16 protein-coding genes and 1 pseudogene are annotated in these 17,716 nt (G+C 34.4%); 5 read left to right on the top strand and 12 right to left on the bottom strand.

Annotation, left to right across the window (positions count from 1 at the left end):
* Positions 1–62 precede the first annotated feature (62 nt).
* Positions 63–608 (top strand): GNAT family N-acetyltransferase, encoded by a 546-nt coding sequence (locus ORL93_RS15870; protein ID WP_097794127.1) that lies wholly within the window; start codon positions 63–65, stop codon positions 606–608.
* Between the two features lie 319 nt (positions 609–927).
* Complete coding sequence (locus tag ORL93_RS15865) at positions 928–1,389, top strand: YfbM family protein (protein WP_097794128.1); 462 nt, start codon at positions 928–930, stop codon at positions 1,387–1,389.
* 77 nt (positions 1,390–1,466) lie between these two features.
* Here the strand turns inward: ORL93_RS15865 and trhO are convergent, their stop codons facing one another.
* Complete coding sequence (trhO, locus tag ORL93_RS15860) at positions 1,467–2,441, bottom strand: oxygen-dependent tRNA uridine(34) hydroxylase TrhO (protein WP_097794129.1); 975 nt, start codon at positions 2,439–2,441, stop codon at positions 1,467–1,469.
* 527 nt (positions 2,442–2,968) lie between these two features.
* On the opposite strand from trhO, the gene ORL93_RS15855 reads away from it, so the two are divergent.
* Positions 2,969–4,267, top strand: coding sequence for an Nramp family divalent metal transporter (locus ORL93_RS15855; RefSeq protein WP_265959198.1), 1,299 nt, complete (start codon positions 2,969–2,971; stop codon positions 4,265–4,267).
* A gap of 75 nt (positions 4,268–4,342) precedes the next feature.
* Here the strand turns inward: ORL93_RS15855 and ORL93_RS15850 are convergent, their stop codons facing one another.
* The 3 genes from ORL93_RS15850 to ORL93_RS15840 all read right to left on the bottom strand — a co-directional run bounded on the left by ORL93_RS15850 (position 4,343) and on the right by ORL93_RS15840 (position 7,084).
* Positions 4,343–5,242, bottom strand: a complete 900-nt coding sequence (locus ORL93_RS15850; RefSeq protein WP_098161033.1) for a M23 family metallopeptidase — start codon at positions 5,240–5,242, stop codon at positions 4,343–4,345.
* An 83-nt stretch (positions 5,243–5,325) separates the two neighbouring features.
* Entirely contained in the window at positions 5,326–6,420 is a 1,095-nt protein-coding gene (locus ORL93_RS15845) for a sensor histidine kinase (RefSeq protein ID WP_265959197.1), read from the bottom strand.
* Positions 6,386–7,084 (bottom strand): response regulator transcription factor, encoded by a 699-nt coding sequence (locus ORL93_RS15840; RefSeq protein WP_097794132.1) that lies wholly within the window; start codon positions 7,082–7,084, stop codon positions 6,386–6,388. The genes ORL93_RS15845 and ORL93_RS15840 overlap by 35 nt, the downstream gene beginning before the upstream one ends.
* Positions 7,085–7,283: 199 nt before the next feature.
* Between ORL93_RS15840 and ORL93_RS15835 the strand changes: the two genes are divergently transcribed.
* Positions 7,284–7,814: a GNAT family N-acetyltransferase gene (locus tag ORL93_RS15835; RefSeq protein WP_097794133.1), complete on the top strand. Its 531-nt coding sequence runs from the start codon at positions 7,284–7,286 to the stop codon at positions 7,812–7,814.
* 174 nt (positions 7,815–7,988) lie between these two features.
* On the opposite strand, the gene ORL93_RS15830 is transcribed toward ORL93_RS15835, so the two are convergent.
* The 6 genes from ORL93_RS15830 to ORL93_RS15805 form a co-directional block, all read right to left on the bottom strand.
* Complete coding sequence (locus ORL93_RS15830) at positions 7,989–9,617, bottom strand: peptide ABC transporter substrate-binding protein (RefSeq protein WP_097794134.1); 1,629 nt, start codon at positions 9,615–9,617, stop codon at positions 7,989–7,991.
* Positions 9,618–9,800: 183 nt separating this feature from the next.
* A complete protein-coding gene (locus ORL93_RS15825) occupies positions 9,801–11,177 on the bottom strand; it encodes a bifunctional S-methyl-5'-thioadenosine deaminase/S-adenosylhomocysteine deaminase (RefSeq protein ID WP_176524588.1) in 1,377 nt (458 codons plus the stop codon).
* Positions 11,178–11,218: 41 nt separating this feature from the next.
* Complete coding sequence (locus tag ORL93_RS15820) at positions 11,219–11,563, bottom strand: YunG family protein (protein WP_040119406.1); 345 nt, start codon at positions 11,561–11,563, stop codon at positions 11,219–11,221.
* A 27-nt stretch (positions 11,564–11,590) separates the two neighbouring features.
* Positions 11,591–12,037, bottom strand: coding sequence for a GNAT family N-acetyltransferase (locus tag ORL93_RS15815; RefSeq protein WP_265959196.1), 447 nt, complete (start codon positions 12,035–12,037; stop codon positions 11,591–11,593).
* A 78-nt stretch (positions 12,038–12,115) separates the two neighbouring features.
* Positions 12,116–12,721 (bottom strand): pentapeptide repeat-containing protein, encoded by a 606-nt coding sequence (locus tag ORL93_RS15810; RefSeq protein ID WP_018781419.1) that lies wholly within the window; start codon positions 12,719–12,721, stop codon positions 12,116–12,118.
* Positions 12,722–12,778: 57 nt separating this feature from the next.
* A complete protein-coding gene (locus tag ORL93_RS15805) occupies positions 12,779–13,702 on the bottom strand; it encodes an alpha/beta fold hydrolase (protein ID WP_265959195.1) in 924 nt (307 codons plus the stop codon).
* 225 nt (positions 13,703–13,927) lie between these two features.
* Between ORL93_RS15805 and ORL93_RS15800 the strand changes: the two genes are divergently transcribed.
* Entirely contained in the window at positions 13,928–14,689 is a 762-nt protein-coding gene (locus ORL93_RS15800; protein ID WP_018781421.1) for a DODA-type extradiol aromatic ring-opening family dioxygenase, read from the top strand.
* Positions 14,690–15,898: 1,209 nt separating this feature from the next.
* Here the strand turns inward: ORL93_RS15800 and ORL93_RS15795 are convergent.
* Positions 15,899–16,924, bottom strand: a complete 1,026-nt coding sequence (locus ORL93_RS15795) for a GH25 family lysozyme (RefSeq protein WP_018765629.1) — start codon at positions 16,922–16,924, stop codon at positions 15,899–15,901.
* A gap of 280 nt (positions 16,925–17,204) precedes the next feature.
* A pseudogene (locus ORL93_RS15790) lies at positions 17,205–17,591 on the bottom strand (IS4 family transposase); the annotation flags it as partial.
* Positions 17,592–17,716 lie beyond the last annotated feature (125 nt).

Raw genomic sequence — 17,716 nt, 5'->3', positions numbered from 1 at the left:
ATTTTAAAATTATGTATTATAGACTTAGTAAAGACTTGTATAGTTAGAAAGGATGAGAAGAAATGCAATATCCAATGTTCTTATCTAAAAGATTAACGATACGCCCATTTGAATTAGATGATGCTCCGAGAGTTCAAGAATTAGCAGGCGATAAAGAGATTGCGAAAACTACTACAATTATTCCTCACCCTTATCCAGATGGCTGGGCAGAAGAGTGGATTACCTCTACTCATACAGCTATGGATAAGGGAGACAGTTTTCACTTTGCAATGGTTAATGAGCAAAATATGCTCATCGGTTGTATTTACCTTTTTATTAACAAAAAACACAATAAAGGAGAACTAGGATACTGGCTGGGTAAATCATATTGGGGTAAAGGATACTGTACAGAAGCCGGTCAGGTCATCGTTACATATGCATTTGAAGAATTACAGCTAAATCGTATTTACGCCGATGCTTTTACTAAAAACCCAGCCTCTTCTAAAGTCATGCAAAAATTAGGATTGAAACATGAGGGAACATTTAAACAAAGTTGTTTGTATTGGGGAGTGTATGAAGATACTGTTGTTTATGGTTTAACAAGATCTGATTATAACAAGAGTAAGTAGCTTCTCTTCTTTTTAGCGAATATCAATAATACGAAAGCTTTACTTCCACCATAAAAATCAAAATTTCAAGAAGAAAAAACGCAGAAACCTCCTTTTAACAATTACGTTTTAACATCTAAATGAATGATTATAAAAAGAGTAGGCCACAAATTTTTATGGCCTACTCTTTTATTTAAACATTTCCCTTGTTTTGATTCACCAGAAGTAATCTATATTTTCTCATATCTTATAAATAAGTTAAAATCCTCTTCCATCCCCAAAAAACACCTACATAAAATATGATATACTAAATTCAAAATCTTTAGAGGAGCTGGCTATTATGGGGATGATTGGACAGTATATATTAGTTACAGATGAGGAATTAAGTAAAATCAAAAATAACGAGTTAGATATTTATTTTAGAGAATCTGATTTAGATATCGATAAGTCATGGCAGTTACTTCATTATATTTTATGTGGTGAGATTGGCGGAGGCGAACCACCGCTTGGACATGTCGTACCGCTTAATGATTCCATCATAGATAACGATTCTCTCGGTACGTTTTACCTTACAGCTAGTGAAGTCGAAGAGACCTATTCTGCAATAAAAGATTTAAGTGAATCTGATTTCAACAACATGTACAACTTTCAAGAATTAATGGATGAACAGCTTTATCCACTTGTTGAAGGTGATGACCCGGATGAAATATTAGAATATACCTATAGTTACTTTTTAGAAATTAAGGATTTATATAAGCAAGCTGTTTCAAACGAGCAATGTGTAATTTTTTTCATCATCTAAATAGAAGTGAACTCCCCTCCCCTTCACTTCCATTAGAGGAGAGGGGCTTCTCGGTTAAAACGATTAAAAAAAAACGATTATCCTAATTTCACTTGATTTTCTTCTTCAATTTTTTCTAATGCGATAGCCACTTGCTCTTCTGTTAATTCATGCTCTTTTACATAACGATTGCGCGGGTGTACACGGCATTCATGTGAACATGCACGTAAATATTTCTCTTCATTTTCTTCCGAGCATAAGATTTGTTTGTTACATTCTGGATTTGCACAATTTACATAGCGCTCACATGGTTCTTTTGTAAAGTGGTCTTTCCCAACAATAACATGTTCTTTTTGGTTTACTGGTACACCAATACGCTCATCGAATACGTAACATTGTCCATCCCATAGTTCACCTTGCACTTCAGGGTCTTTTCCGTACGTTACAATTCCGCCGTGAAGCTGACTTACATCCTCAAAGCCTTCACGCACTAACCAGCCTGAAAACTTCTCACAGCGAATACCACCTGTACAATATGTTAAAATCTTTTTACCTTCGAACATTTCCTTATTTTCATCAATCCAATCTGGTAGTTCGCGGAATGATTTAATATCAGGTTTAATCGCGCCTCTAAAATGCCCTAGCTCATATTCATAATCATTTCTTGCATCTATGATAACTGTATTTTCTTCCTTCATTGCTTCACAAAACTCTTTTGGTTCTAAATACTTACCTGTTGTTTCTTTCGGATTGATATCATCTTCTAAACGAAGTGTAACAAGCTCTGAACGAGGGCGCACATGCATTTTTTTGAACGCATGTTCATCAGCTTCATCCACTTTAAACACGATTCCATCAAAACGTGAATCGTTCTTCATTGCTTCCATATATTCCTCTGTTTGTTCAACAGTACCTGAAGCAGTTCCGTTAATCCCCTCTTCTGCTACAAGAATTCTTCCTTTTAACTCAAGTGAATTACAAAATTCTAAATGCTGAGCAGCAAATTCTTCCGGATTCTCAATTGTAGTGTACATGTAGTACAGTAACACTCTGTATGGTTTTGTATTTGACATTTTATTTTTACCACCTATCTAATTCGATATTTTAAAATCATGTATAAGTTAACGATCATATCGGAACATATAAGAATAAGAAAAGATATGTTAACTATTGCTCAAATAACTTTCTCCTATTTACAATGTTTTCCTATAAGTTAACGCAAATGAAAAACGAGATTACATCACAATCCAATAGAGTTGTGATGTAATCCCAATATATTATATAACATACAAATTGGTTTCCAGCAATTAATATGCTGTAATCCCTGTTTTACAATTAAAAAACAGCCTTTTCCATTCCATATTATAGGTTAATTTTCCTACAATCCCAAAAGTTATAACTGTATGTTAGCTATTTATTTATTTTTATTACATAGTTATTTCAAGTACACCTTTTATTGTACACAGTCATATAATTTGCATTAAGGAAACATTTGTGTTCAAATAAAAAAATCAACTAAAACATCTAAATGTATTGAAATAGATAGTAAGAATAAATACAATAATTGCATCATGCTAAGAAACTAAAGGGGAAAACTACTATGAATAAAAATATAACAAAAGATGAACACGTCCCTTCTCAAAGTACAACCGTTCAATCTGCTCATCTAGCTTTAAGTGGTGAAACTAAGGGACTAAAAAAATTATTACCTTTTCTAGGACCTGCATTCATCGCATCTGTTGCTTATATTGATCCAGGGAACTTCGCTACAAATATTGCAGCTGGATCACAATATGGTTATTTACTACTTTGGGTAATTCTCGCTTCCAATTTAATGGCCGTTTTAATTCAGTCTCTATCAGCGAAACTCGGGATTGCTACTGGTAAAAACCTTCCAGAAGTTGCTCGCGAACATTTCCCAAAACCCGTTTCAATTGGTTTATGGATACAGGGTGAACTCGTTATTATGGCTACTGATTTAGCCGAGTTTATCGGTGCTGCTTTAGGATTATATTTGCTATTTGGCATTCCAATGTTACCTGCTGCTTTAATCACAGCAATCGGATCATTCATTATTCTTGAATTTCAGCGCAGAGGCTTCCGCCCATTAGAAGCTGTTATTACAGGGATGGTCTTTATTGTTGTTGTTGCATTTGGTGTACAAATGTTTTATGCGAAACCAGAGCTAAGTCCCCTTCTTTCGGGACTATTTATTCCTAAATTTCAGGGTGTAGATAGTATTTTACTTGCAGCTGGGATTTTAGGTGCAACAGTAATGCCACATGCAATTTATCTACATTCTGCTTTAACGCAGCGCCGCGTAGTTGGAACAACAGATGAACAGCGCAAAAAGATTTTTCGCTTTGAATTCATTGATATCATTATTGCAATGGTGATTGCTGGAACAATTAACGCAAGTATGCTAATCGTAGCAGCTGCCCTGTTCTTCAAAAACGGATTACATGTTAAAGATTTAGACGTTGCTTTTAATGAATTTAGCAATTTAGTTGGACCTGTATCGGCCAGCCTTTTCGGAATTGGATTGTTGGCTGCTGGTTTATCTAGTTCTTCCGTCGGTACAATGTCTGGTGATATTATTATGCAAGGATTTATCCGCATGCATATTCCTTTATATGTAAGACGCTTTATTACAATGATTCCGCCTCTTGTTATTATTGCTTTAGGGGTGAATCCAACTTACGCTCTTGTTATGAGTCAAGTTGTATTATCATTTGGAATCGCGTTTGCATTAGTACCTCTTATTATGTTTACAAGTAGCAAAAAAATTATGGGCGTGCTAGTTAATCATCGTATTACAAGCGCAATTGCCTGGTTAATCGCGGCTCTAGTTATCGCTTTAAATATTTTCTTACTGTATCAAACATTTACTGGACAATAAAGCTATTATGTTTTTGATTTTTATTTTATAAGATGCCATGATAAATCCCCTTTGCTTAAACAAAGGGGATTTATTTTAGGTTAAAGGTGAAATCACATCACCTATTGGCACCGCATTTCCATTTTTCACACGAATACCACCTTCTGGCATAGCGTGCCCATCAATATCCCGAAAATATAATGGTAAGCCTTCCGAAAGAAACATGCTCGTCTTGGATGGATCTTGCCGTTGATGATGAATATGTAAATGTGGCTCACTGGAATTTCCTGAGTTTCCAACTTTCGCAACCACTGTTCCTTCGTTTATGTGTTGTCCTTCTTTCACAAGTACCGATCCTCTCTTCAAATGAGCAAGGATAAGGTATGTTCCTGTTTCATCTAAGCGTAAATATATGTGATTACCAGCCATAGAATCAAAATCATCAGTTCCTGGTTTCAAATCAGGTTCATCAGTATTAATCGATATAACTGTTCCAGAAGCCGGAGCTACTACCTCTGCCCCATATATACCGTAATCTTCTAATTTTGAGCTTTTTATTCCCGCTGGTGGAACGAGAAAATCATATGCCCAACGTTGATTTGGTGCCCAGGCGTGATAATTCGTTTCAAGTCGATTTCCTCCCCATCCTACTAATGCAGTTTGATTCAATGGAAGACGAATCGTTGCTTTTGGAGTTGCAGAATGAACATCTGCCGGATAAGCAATTTGTCCTATTCCAACAAACCATCCTGCTGGCCAAGCTCCAGCTACAGATAGAATCAAAATAAAAATAATTGTTTTATCTATACGTCTTCTAGAAAACAAAATCCAAATAATTGTAGTCATTGTGATGATAAAAATTACGATAGAAAAGAAACTAAAAGCTTGTATTCCCCACCAAGCAAAGATAGATACAATGCCCCTAGCTAAATAAATTAAGCTCCAACCTATCAACAAAATTGCAACAAAAATAGTAAGTATAATTTTCTTCCACATATTATATCCTCCGTTTCCATATCTTCATTCGCTATGATACAGAACAGACTTTACGACATATGAAAGAAATACTTACGACTTTCTTACGATTTCCTTTTATATCTTGGTAAAATGATAGTAAATGTTGTCTCTTCTTTATTACTATCCACTGTTAGATCACCTTCATGGATGTGAGCAATACTTTTAGCGATAGCAAGCCCCATTCCTTTTCCACCAGTATGAGCATTCCTTGACTTTTCTCCACGATAAAATTTTTCAAATACATACGGAATGTCTTCGTCTGAAATGCGTGGTCCATAATTCTTTATTTTTATTTGGGCATTCACGTTTTCAACTAACACTTCAATAACGATTTTCTTTCCAGACTTCCCATATAAAATACTATTACTGATTACATTTTGCATTAGCCTTATGATTAATTTTATATCTACTTCAATTTGTACAGTTTGTTTACACTCAATGTCAAAATGCATCTTTTCCTCATCTAATTGCGGTACAAAATCAATCATGATTTGTTCTATTAATGGTTTAGCCTCTATTATTTCTTTATGTAACTGACGTTCCTTATAGTTTATATGACAATATTCTAGTAGATCATCTATTTGATTTTTTAACTCATCACTTTTTCGCTTTAATACCGCTACATACTGATCACATTCCTCTATATTGGAATAAAGCTTACTTTCCACTAAATCAACATAACCTATTAAAGATGTTACAGGTGTTCGTAAGTCATGAGAGATGTTATGAATCATTTCATTTTTCATTTCTTGTGATTGTTTTTCTTTTTCAATCGACTTCTTTAAACTTTTTACCATCCCATTAATATCGGTCGCTAACTTTCCAATCTCATCACTTTTCAAAACGGGTATACGTACTTCCAAATTACCTTTACTTATCTGTTTCACACCCTGATTGATTTGCTCCAATCTTTTCATCATATTCTTTGATAATAGTAGAAAAAAGAGCGAAGTTAAAATGAGAAAAATAACAAAGTAAATAAAAGAATATTCTTCTTCTAATCTCATAACATCCTCATGCATACTTCCAGCCAAACTTTGAAATACTATAATGCAAATAGTAGAGAATAAAATGCTACTTATAAAAACAAGAAAAAATTTCATCCTAATCCCTTGCAATAATTTAGTCTTCAATTTTATAACCGACTCCCCAAACATTTTGTATAACTGTTGGCTTCTTTGGATTTTCTTCTATCTTATTTCTTAACCTTGCAAGATGAACCATAACAGTATTATTGCTTTCATGAGCTCTTTCTCTCCAAATACTTTCATATATTTCTTCTAATGTGAATACCCGGTTTCTATTTTTAGCCATAAGATGTAATATATCGTATTCCGTTTTTGTAAGATTAATAGCTTTCTCGTACAACATCACTTTTCTAGATAATTCATCTATCTCCAAACCTCTGATTTTAATTTTGTTTTTATGCACTTCGCTTGGCACTTGATTGAAATATGTATATCTTCTTAATTGTGCCTTCACCCGTGCTACGAGCTCCATCATACTAAATGGTTTCGTTATATAATCATCTGCGCCTGTGCTTAGTCCAATAACCTTATCTATATCTGTCGCTTTTGCACTTAAGAACATAACAGGAATAGTATGCCGTTCTCTTATTCTTCGGCATACCTCAATTCCATCCATGGCAGGCATCATAATGTCCAAAATAACCAGTTGTATATCATTTATATCTAAAATATTTAATGCCTCTCCCCCAGTGTAAGCTCTTAAAACACGAAACTCTTCTTGGCGTAAATGTACTTCAATTAATTGAACAATATCAGCGTCATCATCTACGATTAATATAGATTGTTGTTTCATAACCCATCCTCTTCCATAATCATTTGAAATATATTCCATAAAATTATATTAACATGTAGCAAAAGAGAATTATCATTTCTTTTTAGTCAGTTTCTAAAGTTCTCATTATAATTATTTCACGATCAATATTTTAAAAGTTTGTTTTTTCTGATTTTAATATAGAATAATAAATAAATTTTATACAAAAAGGAGTGAAAAAATGTTTCCGATATTAGAAACAGAACGACTCATTTTGAGAGAACTTACAGAATCTGATGCACAAAGTATATTAAATTGCTTTTCTAATACAGATGTATTACGTTACTATGGTCAAAATCCATTAAAAAGTATAGATCAGGTAAAACAAATCATTAGAAATTTTGCAGAAAGTTACAATGAAAAACATGGTATGAAATGGGGAATTGAACGAAAGGGGACGAAAGGCATTATTGGAACAATCGGTTTTCACGATTGGTCTTCTGAACATAAAAGAGCAAATATAAGTTATGCACTTTTCCCTGAGCAATGGGGAAATGGCTATGCTACTGAAGCAGTTTCTCAAGTTATATCATATGGTTTCCATACACTTCATTTAACACGTATTGGAGCGATTGTTTTTCTTGAAAATGAATCATCCAATAAATTGTTAACAAAACTAGGGTTTAAAAAAGAAGGAGTTCTACAAAATTATATGTATCAAAATGGAATTCCATATGATACAAACGTTTATTCTTTACTAAAATCTGTTTAATAAAAAGAATAACACAATCCCTTTACTTTAACTAAAATATAATTTTCAAACTTAAATACAACATTTCCCTTGAAAAAGCTTTTTCTAAATTTGTTTTAAAATGATTCAAAAACCAATTAAAAAAGAGCTAATATTTCTGTATCAAGCAATTAGCTCTTTTCCACCTCAGTATTTTTATTTTTCAGCTATAAAAGCATGTTTATACGTGTATACACCGCCAAATTGATGCTTCTCAATGCCCTTTATACGCTCCTTCTGTATATATGCTGAACCAGTATGATAAAGAGGAGCAACTGCCGCATCTTCCAATACTATTCGTTCTGCCTCTTGTAAGGCTTTCCATCTTTTTTGTTGATCTAGTACAATATCATATTTTGCTTTCTTTATAAGATCATCATAATTAGAATTTGAGTAATCCATCTTATTATTAGGGCTATCTGTCGTAAATAATTCTAAATAATTTATCGGATCTTTGTAATCTGGTCCCCATACTACCATAGATATATCATATTGCCCTGTTTGTTCTAGTTGTAATTTTTGCTTAAATGGTTGCTGTTTAATCTGCACTGTTAAACCTTGTAAATGCTTTTCTAAATCTCCTTTTATATATTCAGCTATACGTTTTGCATTATCTTGCTCAAATGTCAAGAACTCCACTGTAACATTTTCCGTGCCAAGCTCTTTTTTCGCGTCTTCCCAAAGTTCTTTTGCTTTTTCTAAATCGTAATCAGCAATATTCCCATTTTCCTTTCGAAAATCTTTCCCGGTTACTTCATTCTTATACCCTGTTGGAATCAAGCCATGCGCAGGAGATGCACCGTTGTTTATAAAGTGATTTATAAGCTCTTCTTTATTTACTGCTAAAGAAATTGATTGCCGAAGTTTTTTATTTGCTAGTGAAGTATTCCCTTCATTAAAGCGAAGCATAGCTATAGCAGGATCACTTGACACATGTAGCTCCTTATTGTTTTTATATTGGTCTACAAATGTAGAATTAATAGGTACTCGATCAAGACTACCAGATTCATATAAATTTACAGCTGTCATTGTATCTTTTATAATATGAAAGTTTATTTCATCTAGCTTCACTTTCCGCTTATCCCAATATGTATCATTTTTCTTCAATTGAAATTCTTGTTCATGCTTCCATTTTTCTAACACAAACGCTCCATTATATATAAGATTATCTGGTTCTAATCCATAACGATCTCCTTGTTCTTTCACAAATGATTCATGCTGTGGTAAATAAATAGGCAACGCTAATAATTGCAATAAATAAGGGACAGGCTGCTCTAACTGTACTTCTAGCGTATAATTATCTAATGCCTTTACTCCTAGTCGATCAGTAGCCAATGTACCTTTATTAATTTCTTGTGCGTTTTTTATATAAAATAGCATGTATGCATATTGAGATGCTGTTTCAGGACTCAATGTCCGTTTCCACGAAAAAGTAAAATCATGTGCTGTTACCGATTCCCCATTTGACCATTTTGCATCTTTACGCAAATGGAATGTATATCTTTTCCCATCCTCACTTTTCTCAAATGACTTCGCCACACCAGGTACGGGCTTGTCTTGATTATCTAGCACATACAACCCTTCAAATATATTTTGCATCACATGTGATGATGTACCATCCATCACTTTCGCTGTATCAAGAGAAGGAATTTCTTCTGATACTGTTACATTTAACACTTGTTTTTGATCCTCTTTATTAACTTTATTCGCTGTACTACTACAAGCCGATAAAATCAAAGATGTGACAAGTGTAATTACTAGTAAGCGGCTCTTTTTCTGCTTCATGAATTTTTCTCCTTAAATTCAAATAATATTATAAAACGTTATACATTATAACAGAAGGACCAGTATAAAGTCGTGATATTCTATTGAATATTTATTCGTTTCACATAAAATTCACAAAAAAAACGCTTCCCTCTTGTATTTTATTAAAAAGGGAAGCGTTCGTTATCAATTCCTCTATTTCAACTACATCTCCAATCCTCGTTTATAACGACTTGCCTCAAAAATAATTTGCTCTTCATCTAATGTTTTACATTCACCATTCCACACAATATGTTTCCCATTAATTACAACATCAGATACATCTTTTCCACTTGCTGCATACACAAGGTGTGACAACACTTCTTCTGCTGGCTGTAGATGCGGCTTATTGGATGGATCAATTGTAATAAAGTCAGCACACTTTCCTACTTCAATGGAACCTGTTTGTTTCATCCCAATGACTTCTGCCGCTCCTTTTGTTGCGAGTGAAAGAGCTGTTTCAACTGGTAATGCAGTCGCATCTTTATGAATACCCTTTTGCAATAAAGTTGCAACTCGAAGCTCCTCAAACATATCTAAATTATTGTTAGATGCAACGCTATCTGTTGCAATACCAACTTTTATTCCCGCTTCTAACATTCCCTTAACATTCGCTATACCAGACCCTAATTTTAAATTGCTATTTGGATTGTGTGCTACACGAACGTCATGTTCCGCTAAGAATGCGCGCTCATCTTCATTTAACACAACGCCATGTGCAATAACTGTCGGTCTCTTAAATAAACCACAGCTCGCTGCATATTCTACAGGACGTTTGCCATATCGCGCTTCAATATCGCGTACTTCACGCTCTGTTTCTGAAAGATGGATGTGAACCATCGTATGGTTTTCCACCGCGATTCTCGCACACTCTTCTAACATTTCGGTAGAGCATGCATATGGACTATGAGGAGCAACCATCGTTGTTAACATGCCGTTTTCACTGTAATATCGTTTTACATATTTTTCAGCATCTTGAATTGCTTTCTTTTCATCCTCTTTCGTTCCAAAACTAAATAAAGTTCTTGAAACCGCTGCTCGCATTCCACTATTACGAACCGTTTCCATAATCGCATCCTGATCTACACCGATTGGATTAAACATATCAGAAAATGTTGTTGTCCCGCTTTTTACCATTTCTAATAAACCAAGTTCTGTACTAGCAACAGCAAGCTCTGGCGTAAATTGACTTTCAAGAGGCCAAATTCTTGTTTCAAGCCACGGCTGTAATAACATATCATCACCAATGCCACGTAAAAGACTCATCACAACATGTGTATGCGTATTCACAAGACCTGGAAATAGCCACTTTCCCTTCAAATCTATCACTTGATCCACTTGATTTCGATTAGAAAATTCTCCATTTTGTACTTCTATAATCTTATCATCTTCTACAATGATATATCCGTTTTCAAACAATTCATTCTGTTCATTTAGCGTTGCAATCGTAGCGCTTACATAAGCTGTTTTCAAAAGTATTTCCCCTCTCGACTCTATAAAGTAGTTTCCCTTTAAAAAGTTACCACCATTATAGTAACTCATTGGACATTAAGAGTCAAAAGATATTTCACTTCAAACAAATTCTATTGCATAAAGATATGCATTTTCTGTTTTAAAGCATAATATTGCCTATCATTTGTGTCTGCAAATGCTTCTTCTCTATTAGAAGGAATATCCATATAAGCTATCTCTTCAAAAAATTGTGTTGCGGTAAAATCATATCGCTTTCCATTTATAGCATTGTAAAAGTGCCAATCTTCGCCAACTTGCGTCTTTTTTATTTCCCCTCCAAACAAATCATGTGTAACAAGTGCTGTTACACCACATTGCCCTTTTGCCGGATTTTCTATCGTCCACTTTGAACTTGTTTCAAGTGACCAAGATTTCATTAAAATCTTGTAGATTTGTGCGATTTCAAAACCATCCATTTCAGCATCTCCCATGTATACTCATTTTTATACATCATATTGCAAAAGTGGCAGAACACGATCTTTAAAAACTGTTGAAGGTGTCTCTCCAATCAATTTTGCACCCATTTTCATGTAGTAGCCTTTCGCATTTTGATCACTATCAATTGTAAAACTCTTAATTCCTAATTCAACTGCTTTTTCTACGACACTTTGCCATAGAATGTTACCATAACCCTTTCCCTTATAATTTGGATGTAAATATAAAAAATCGAGAACATCTTCTTCTTTTCGTTGAAATGAAAAAAAACCAATTTTCACTCCTTTATTTTCTAAAATATATACGTAATGATTTTTAATATACTCTTCCGTAATCGTTAAATCTTCCTTACATGCTAGTATAAATTCTTCGCTGTAATCCCAAGTTGCCTTTGATGCTAGTGCTATATGACTTAGTTCATTTGCCTCGTTTAATAATGCTTTCCTCACTACCATTTCCCCCTCTCCCTTTCCTTTAAATTACAAAAAGAACCCTTACTGATACTTTATCATAGTAAGAGTTCTCTCATCATTTTAATCTACCTTCGCTCCATAACACCTCGCCACAGCAACCGCCTGCGTTATATCCAATCTTACATTCTGTAAATCAAATGCTCTAAAGTCAATTCTATCCACTACAGCTCCTCTTAAATCTGCACCTATAAGCTTCGCTTTTCCTAATTGTGCACCTGTTAAATCAACATCACGTAAATCAGCTTTTTCTAAATTACATTCACAAAGATCCGCTTCAACTAAGCGAATACCCTTTAATTTTTGTTTACTTAAATTCGCAAATCTTAAATTTGTATATGACCAATCGCCAAATACAATCGTTATTCCATCTAAATTCGCCTCTTCAAAATCAGAACCCGTCATTTTACATTCCTCAAACTTAGAAACAAATAAATTCGCTCCAGAAAATTTACAATTTGCAAACGTACTTCCCTGGTGAATTGAAGCATTAAAAAGAGCGCCTGTGAAGTCACATTCTATGAAATTACAATTTTCCGTTACAATTTCTGATGCATCTACACCTCTAAAACGACACTTTATAAATGTACAATTTTTTAATTCCTCTTCTTTTATAGCAACATCACGAAAATCTATTTCTATATACTCGTTATTTACAAATTCACTCATGCTTTCCCTCCAAATTCCCAAAAAGAAACCTCACTACAACAAAAGTGAGGTTTCTTTTTATATAATATGTTCATCTAACCAAGAAATCAAATCTTGAAATACTTCATCCCTATTTACTTCATGGAACATTTCGTGCCTTCCATTTTCATATAGGCGAAGTGTTACATCTTTCACACCGCAATTTTTATACATATCGTATACTTCTTTTACGCCTTTCCCCATATCTCCCACTGGATCACGATCTCCGGAAAAAATATGTATAGGAAGGTCTTTCGGCGTTTTTTTATATTCTTCTGGTCTATTCACTTCCAGCATACCACTAAATAATTCACGGTAAAAACTCGTTGAACAAATAAAACCACATAACGGATCTTCTATGTATCTATCAACTTGATTTGTATCTGAAGAAAGCCAATCAAACTTTGTCCGATTCGGTTTAAAATTGGAATTAAAGTTTCCAAATGACAAAAAGTTCAACATTGGACTTTTCGTTTTTGTGCCGCGAAGCTTCATTTCAATCGTTGCCACTTTATGACCTAGTACACCTAAAAATCCAGGGTTTCCACCTGTCCCAGAAATAAGGAATCCAGCATATAGGTCACCACGAAGTTGTACAGTACGTCTAGATAAGAAAGAACCCATACTGTGACCTAATAAAAAGAGCGGACAAGTATGTTCATTACGAATAAGTTCCGATACAAAGATTATGTCAGAAACAGCTTGATCCCAGCCAACATTCGGTTCGAAATGGCCATAATCCTCTTCTTGTTTTGCTGTTTTTCCATGTCCCCGGTGATCATGAGCATATACACCATAACCAGCCTTCAATAAGGCATCAATGTATTCTATATAGACACCAGCATGCTCCGTCATACCATGTGCAATCTGTACAATTCCACGAATTTCACTTTCCGGCAGCCACTTACGCAAATAAATTTCCGATCCATCCAATACCGTAATAAAGCTTTCCTGTATGTCCATTTTGAAGGCCCCCAAATCTATATAATCTATTAACAATAGCAATCTATATATCTAAAAAATGAATCACTATTCATTCTTCTTACTATGTATTATATGCAATTGTTTGTATTATGACAAACACTGCACTTTCTAAGCAAAGACTCAAACCATTATCTTGACGAACAACAAATTAAATATTATAGTTACTTACATAAAGTAATTAATATATTTTAGGAGGTTTCACTTATGATGCCATCATTATTTTTAGCGCACGGCTCACCAATGCTTGCTATTCAAGATACAGATTATACACGTTTTCTAAAAACACTTGGAGAAACATATAAACCAAAAGCAATTGTTATTTTTACAGCACACTGGGAAACTGAAGTATTAACTATCTCATCTTCAGATAATGAATATGAAACAATTTATGATTTCGGCGGATTCCCTCCTGAATTATATGAAATAAAATATAAAGCAAAAGGTTCTTCAGCCATTGCAACAATGCTAGAAACAAAATTTAAGAATAACGGGATTCCCGTTCACAAAGATACAACTCGAGGATTAGATCATGGTTCATGGACACTATTACATCGTATGTATCCAAAAGCTGATATACCTGTCGTTCAAATTTCAGTAAATCCATTCCTTCCCGCAAAAGAGCAATATGAAATTGGACAAGCGATTCAAGGACTTCGTCAAGAGGATATTTTAGCAATCGGCAGCGGTGTTACTGTCCATAATTTACGTGCACTCAAATGGGATCAAGTGACTCCTGAACGATGGGCTGTTGAATTTGATGATTGGATTATAAATCATATGCAAAATAACGATAAAGATTCATTGTTTAACTGGGAAACTGCCGCTCCTCACGCCCGTTTAGCCGTTCCAAGAGCAGAGCACTTTGTCCCTCTTTTCATCGCTATGGGAAGTGGTAATGCTGAAGGGAAAGTCATTCATCGTAGCTATGAGCTTGGAACATTAAGTTACCTTTGCTTCCAGTTTTAACTGATTTCGAACAAAAAGGATGAAGCACGGTTCTTTTATTTAGTTTCAAGAAATTTGAATCAATCCTTGTCTTAACAAGAATAGACATATAATGTTACACATTATATAAGAATAAAAGAAGAGGATAGTGACAGACAGAATAATTCTGTATGTTCTATCCTTTTTTTGTACCACAAATGACCTCATTTACCACAACAACATTATTTTTTGTTGTTGAACTAACGCCCCCATTACTTTAAGTGAACCAATTCACAATTCTCTATCCAGTTAGTGTTCATAAATTCTGGCACCAGTTATTCATAAAAAGACATTAATAACTATTTACATCTAATTAGTGATGGTATACCACTCTACCCTAATCACCGAGTTTGATACTCTTGAGAAAGAGCTTGTATCTTAAGGATAAAGGGTTTGTCTTTATTTATTATTATGGACAACGGTTTAGAGAAATAAACATACTCGGTGATTAGGGGTTGGATAACTATTTAAAACATTTGAGAACTCGGTAATTGGGTAAATAAAAAATGCCTTATCATTCCCGCTGTAAGGAGGCATGAGGGATTAATGATTATTGAGTCTAAAATACAACAACTCTTTAAAGGGGTACCTCCACATCGCTATCAAGTTAAGAATTCTAAGTCCCCCAAAAACGAAAATTTTATCCTTTTATAGTTATCCATAGGAATTTAGTTCATTTTTTGTTTTTAGGCGTTATAAAATTCTTAAGTTGATGGCTGTGTGGCACTACTCCATCACTATCAAGATAAGAAATACAAATACCCCCAAAACGAGAAAATTGACATCTTCATGTGAAAATATACAATTTTTTTGTTTTGGGGGTGTTATAAAATTCTTAAGTTGATGGGCATGTGGTGCTACCCTATTGCTATCACCTTAAGAAACATAATGTTCCTCAATACGAAAAAATGAGGATACCTCAAAATAATAGCTTGATGGACATGCGGCGATCCCCTAATAAACTATTCTAATGGTCCAGGAAGAATAAACTCTTTATGGGTGATTGAACATCTTATTGAGGGAGCGAAAAACAATTGGATTTCAAGGTTAGAATCTATTTTTTATGACAGATGAATTATCAAGAGAAAATCTAGAAAGTGATATCGTAGCAGAAGAAGGTGTAGAGTAAAAAGGAGAGAGGCAGCTGAGATGCACGTATCTCAGCTGCCCCTAGTAGAGGTTGTCCACTATTTAACAATCGGAACATGCAGAAAGTAATTGATAATCGATATAGCTAGGGTCATAGTAAATGAATTGGTTTCCGCCTAAGTTTAGCCATCCATTTTGTTCGTAAAATACTTTATAAGCTTCGTTATGATGTAATGTTCGAATCACATTGCCACTCATAGAAGGTTGATCTCGTAAATTTACATTATCGCCTGTAATTGTAGCAATCCCTATATAGTTACAGTAACAAATATAACTAGGATCATAAAAAACAAATTCATTCCCACCTAAGTTTAACCAGCCATTTTGTTCGTAAAATACTTTATAGGACTCGTTACGATGCAATGTTCCAATGACATTGCCACTCATAGAAGGTTGATCTCGTAAATTCACATTATCACCTGCGATAGTAGCAATTCCTATATAGGAGCTATTAGGTCCATTGTTGTTATTATTCCCGTTATCCAAATCCACATAGGATATATTGCAATCGACATTGCTATTAATGCCTTGTACACTTCCGGTATCTGTGTATTGCCAAATATCACATTCCATTCCTGCGCCTCTTGGATTATAACGTGCAACCCACAATAAAGTATCTTGTAAGCGTGAAACGTTTAGACTATTTTGAAAGAAATATAGATTGCTGTAAACGCCGGTATTTGTATACCCTGCATTTTTCAATTCTGTTAAAAATGCATTCACAGCATCTGTTAATGTATCCGGATCTAAATTTGCATCATTAACTTCTACATCGACAAATACAGGTGCAGTTAATGTTACGCTCTGTAAATTTTTAATGAAGAAAGCAGCCTCTTGTCTTGCATCATTAACAGAGATTGCCCGAAAAAAGTGATAAGCTCCTGTAAGGATGCCAACACTATTTGCACCATTGATATTGTATTGAAAGGTTGGATCGACAAAATTGGTGCCTTGCTCAGAACCTTCTGTTACTTTTGCAATCATAAAGTTTACTTGATTTGGATCATTCTTTACTTCATTCCAATCAATATTTCCCTCATGGTGACTCACATCAATTCCAAATGACATGATATAACACTCCTAATTCGTTTATTTAATTTTTTGAGGTACTATACTACTTTATATTCTCAGTCTATTAAATTGTTAATGGATGTGTATGGGTACTTATACCATTTCTACTATTTTGGGTGATATTACAGTCTATCAAGGGGTAGCACCACATCGCTATCAAGCTAAGCTTATGCAAAGTCAATTTTAGGCGAGATTGTTTCTTTTTTCTAAAGGGCAAGTGTAGGTAATTTAAAAATTTGCATACGAAATAAACCCTAATGGGTTTCACTTTTTTGAATTAAGCGGCTTGATTATCAGACATGGTACAATTGTAAACGACACCTAATATATCAAAGACCGTTTTTTTCTCATATCGATGAGATTTCCGCCCGTTTTGCTGTAGGAGATTGAACAGGCGAAGTAACACCTTTGATAGCTCTTGGGTGTCTTTTTGAATAGTTTGGAATAGAAGAAGAAAATAGTCTTTAATCATATATATTGCTTTATACTCACTAAGCTCTCGTTTTTTCTTCATGAGGAGCAATTGGCGCATTTGAAACATGATAGAAGAACAGAGTAGAATGGCAATCAATTGACCATATAAATGGCACTCCAATCGTTCTGGTTTTATCTTTTTACAATGATGGATTTGAAAGAATGACTTCCACGTTTTAAATAAAATTTGTCGGGTAAAGAACTGGCGCGGTATCAGTTATGACCCGTTTCCAACCCCTCCCCATAAGAACTGCTCGTGAGGTTTTCCCTCAAGCAGCTCACCCCATAAACTTCATCAAAAGGGTTATGAGACCT

It is taken from the genome of Bacillus sp. DHT2 (assembly GCF_026241455.1).
GTDB classification, from domain to species: domain Bacteria; phylum Bacillota; class Bacilli; order Bacillales; family Bacillaceae_G; genus Bacillus_A; species Bacillus_A pseudomycoides.
This window is presented reverse-complemented; position numbering and strand designations above follow the sequence as displayed.

Excerpts from the sequence above, each read along its gene's own strand:
- ORL93_RS15870 (WP_097794127.1), top strand. The coding sequence starts at position 63 with ATGCAATATCCAATGTTCTTATCTAAAAGATTAACGATACGCCCATTT.
- ORL93_RS15865 (WP_097794128.1), top strand. The coding sequence starts at position 928 with ATGGGGATGATTGGACAGTATATATTAGTTACAGATGAGGAATTAAGT.
- trhO (WP_097794129.1), bottom strand. The coding sequence starts at position 2,441 with ATGTCAAATACAAAACCATACAGAGTGTTACTGTACTACATGTACACT.
- ORL93_RS15855 (WP_265959198.1), top strand. The coding sequence starts at position 2,969 with ATGAATAAAAATATAACAAAAGATGAACACGTCCCTTCTCAAAGTACA.
- ORL93_RS15850 (WP_098161033.1), bottom strand. The coding sequence starts at position 5,242 with ATGTGGAAGAAAATTATACTTACTATTTTTGTTGCAATTTTGTTGATA.
- ORL93_RS15845 (WP_265959197.1), bottom strand. The coding sequence starts at position 6,420 with ATGTTTGGGGAGTCGGTTATAAAATTGAAGACTAAATTATTGCAAGGG.
- ORL93_RS15840 (WP_097794132.1), bottom strand. The coding sequence starts at position 7,084 with ATGAAACAACAATCTATATTAATCGTAGATGATGACGCTGATATTGTT.
- ORL93_RS15835 (WP_097794133.1), top strand. The coding sequence starts at position 7,284 with ATGTTTCCGATATTAGAAACAGAACGACTCATTTTGAGAGAACTTACA.
- ORL93_RS15830 (WP_097794134.1), bottom strand. The coding sequence starts at position 9,617 with ATGAAGCAGAAAAAGAGCCGCTTACTAGTAATTACACTTGTCACATCT.
- ORL93_RS15825 (WP_176524588.1), bottom strand. The coding sequence starts at position 11,177 with ATGAGTTACTATAATGGTGGTAACTTTTTAAAGGGAAACTACTTTATA.
- ORL93_RS15820 (WP_040119406.1), bottom strand. The coding sequence starts at position 11,563 with ATGGATGGTTTTGAAATCGCACAAATCTACAAGATTTTAATGAAATCT.
- ORL93_RS15815 (WP_265959196.1), bottom strand. The coding sequence starts at position 12,037 with ATGGTAGTGAGGAAAGCATTATTAAACGAGGCAAATGAACTAAGTCAT.
- ORL93_RS15810 (WP_018781419.1), bottom strand. The coding sequence starts at position 12,721 with ATGAGTGAATTTGTAAATAACGAGTATATAGAAATAGATTTTCGTGAT.
- ORL93_RS15805 (WP_265959195.1), bottom strand. The coding sequence starts at position 13,702 with ATGGACATACAGGAAAGCTTTATTACGGTATTGGATGGATCGGAAATT.
- ORL93_RS15800 (WP_018781421.1), top strand. The coding sequence starts at position 13,928 with ATGATGCCATCATTATTTTTAGCGCACGGCTCACCAATGCTTGCTATT.
- ORL93_RS15795 (WP_018765629.1), bottom strand. The coding sequence starts at position 16,924 with ATGTCATTTGGAATTGATGTGAGTCACCATGAGGGAAATATTGATTGG.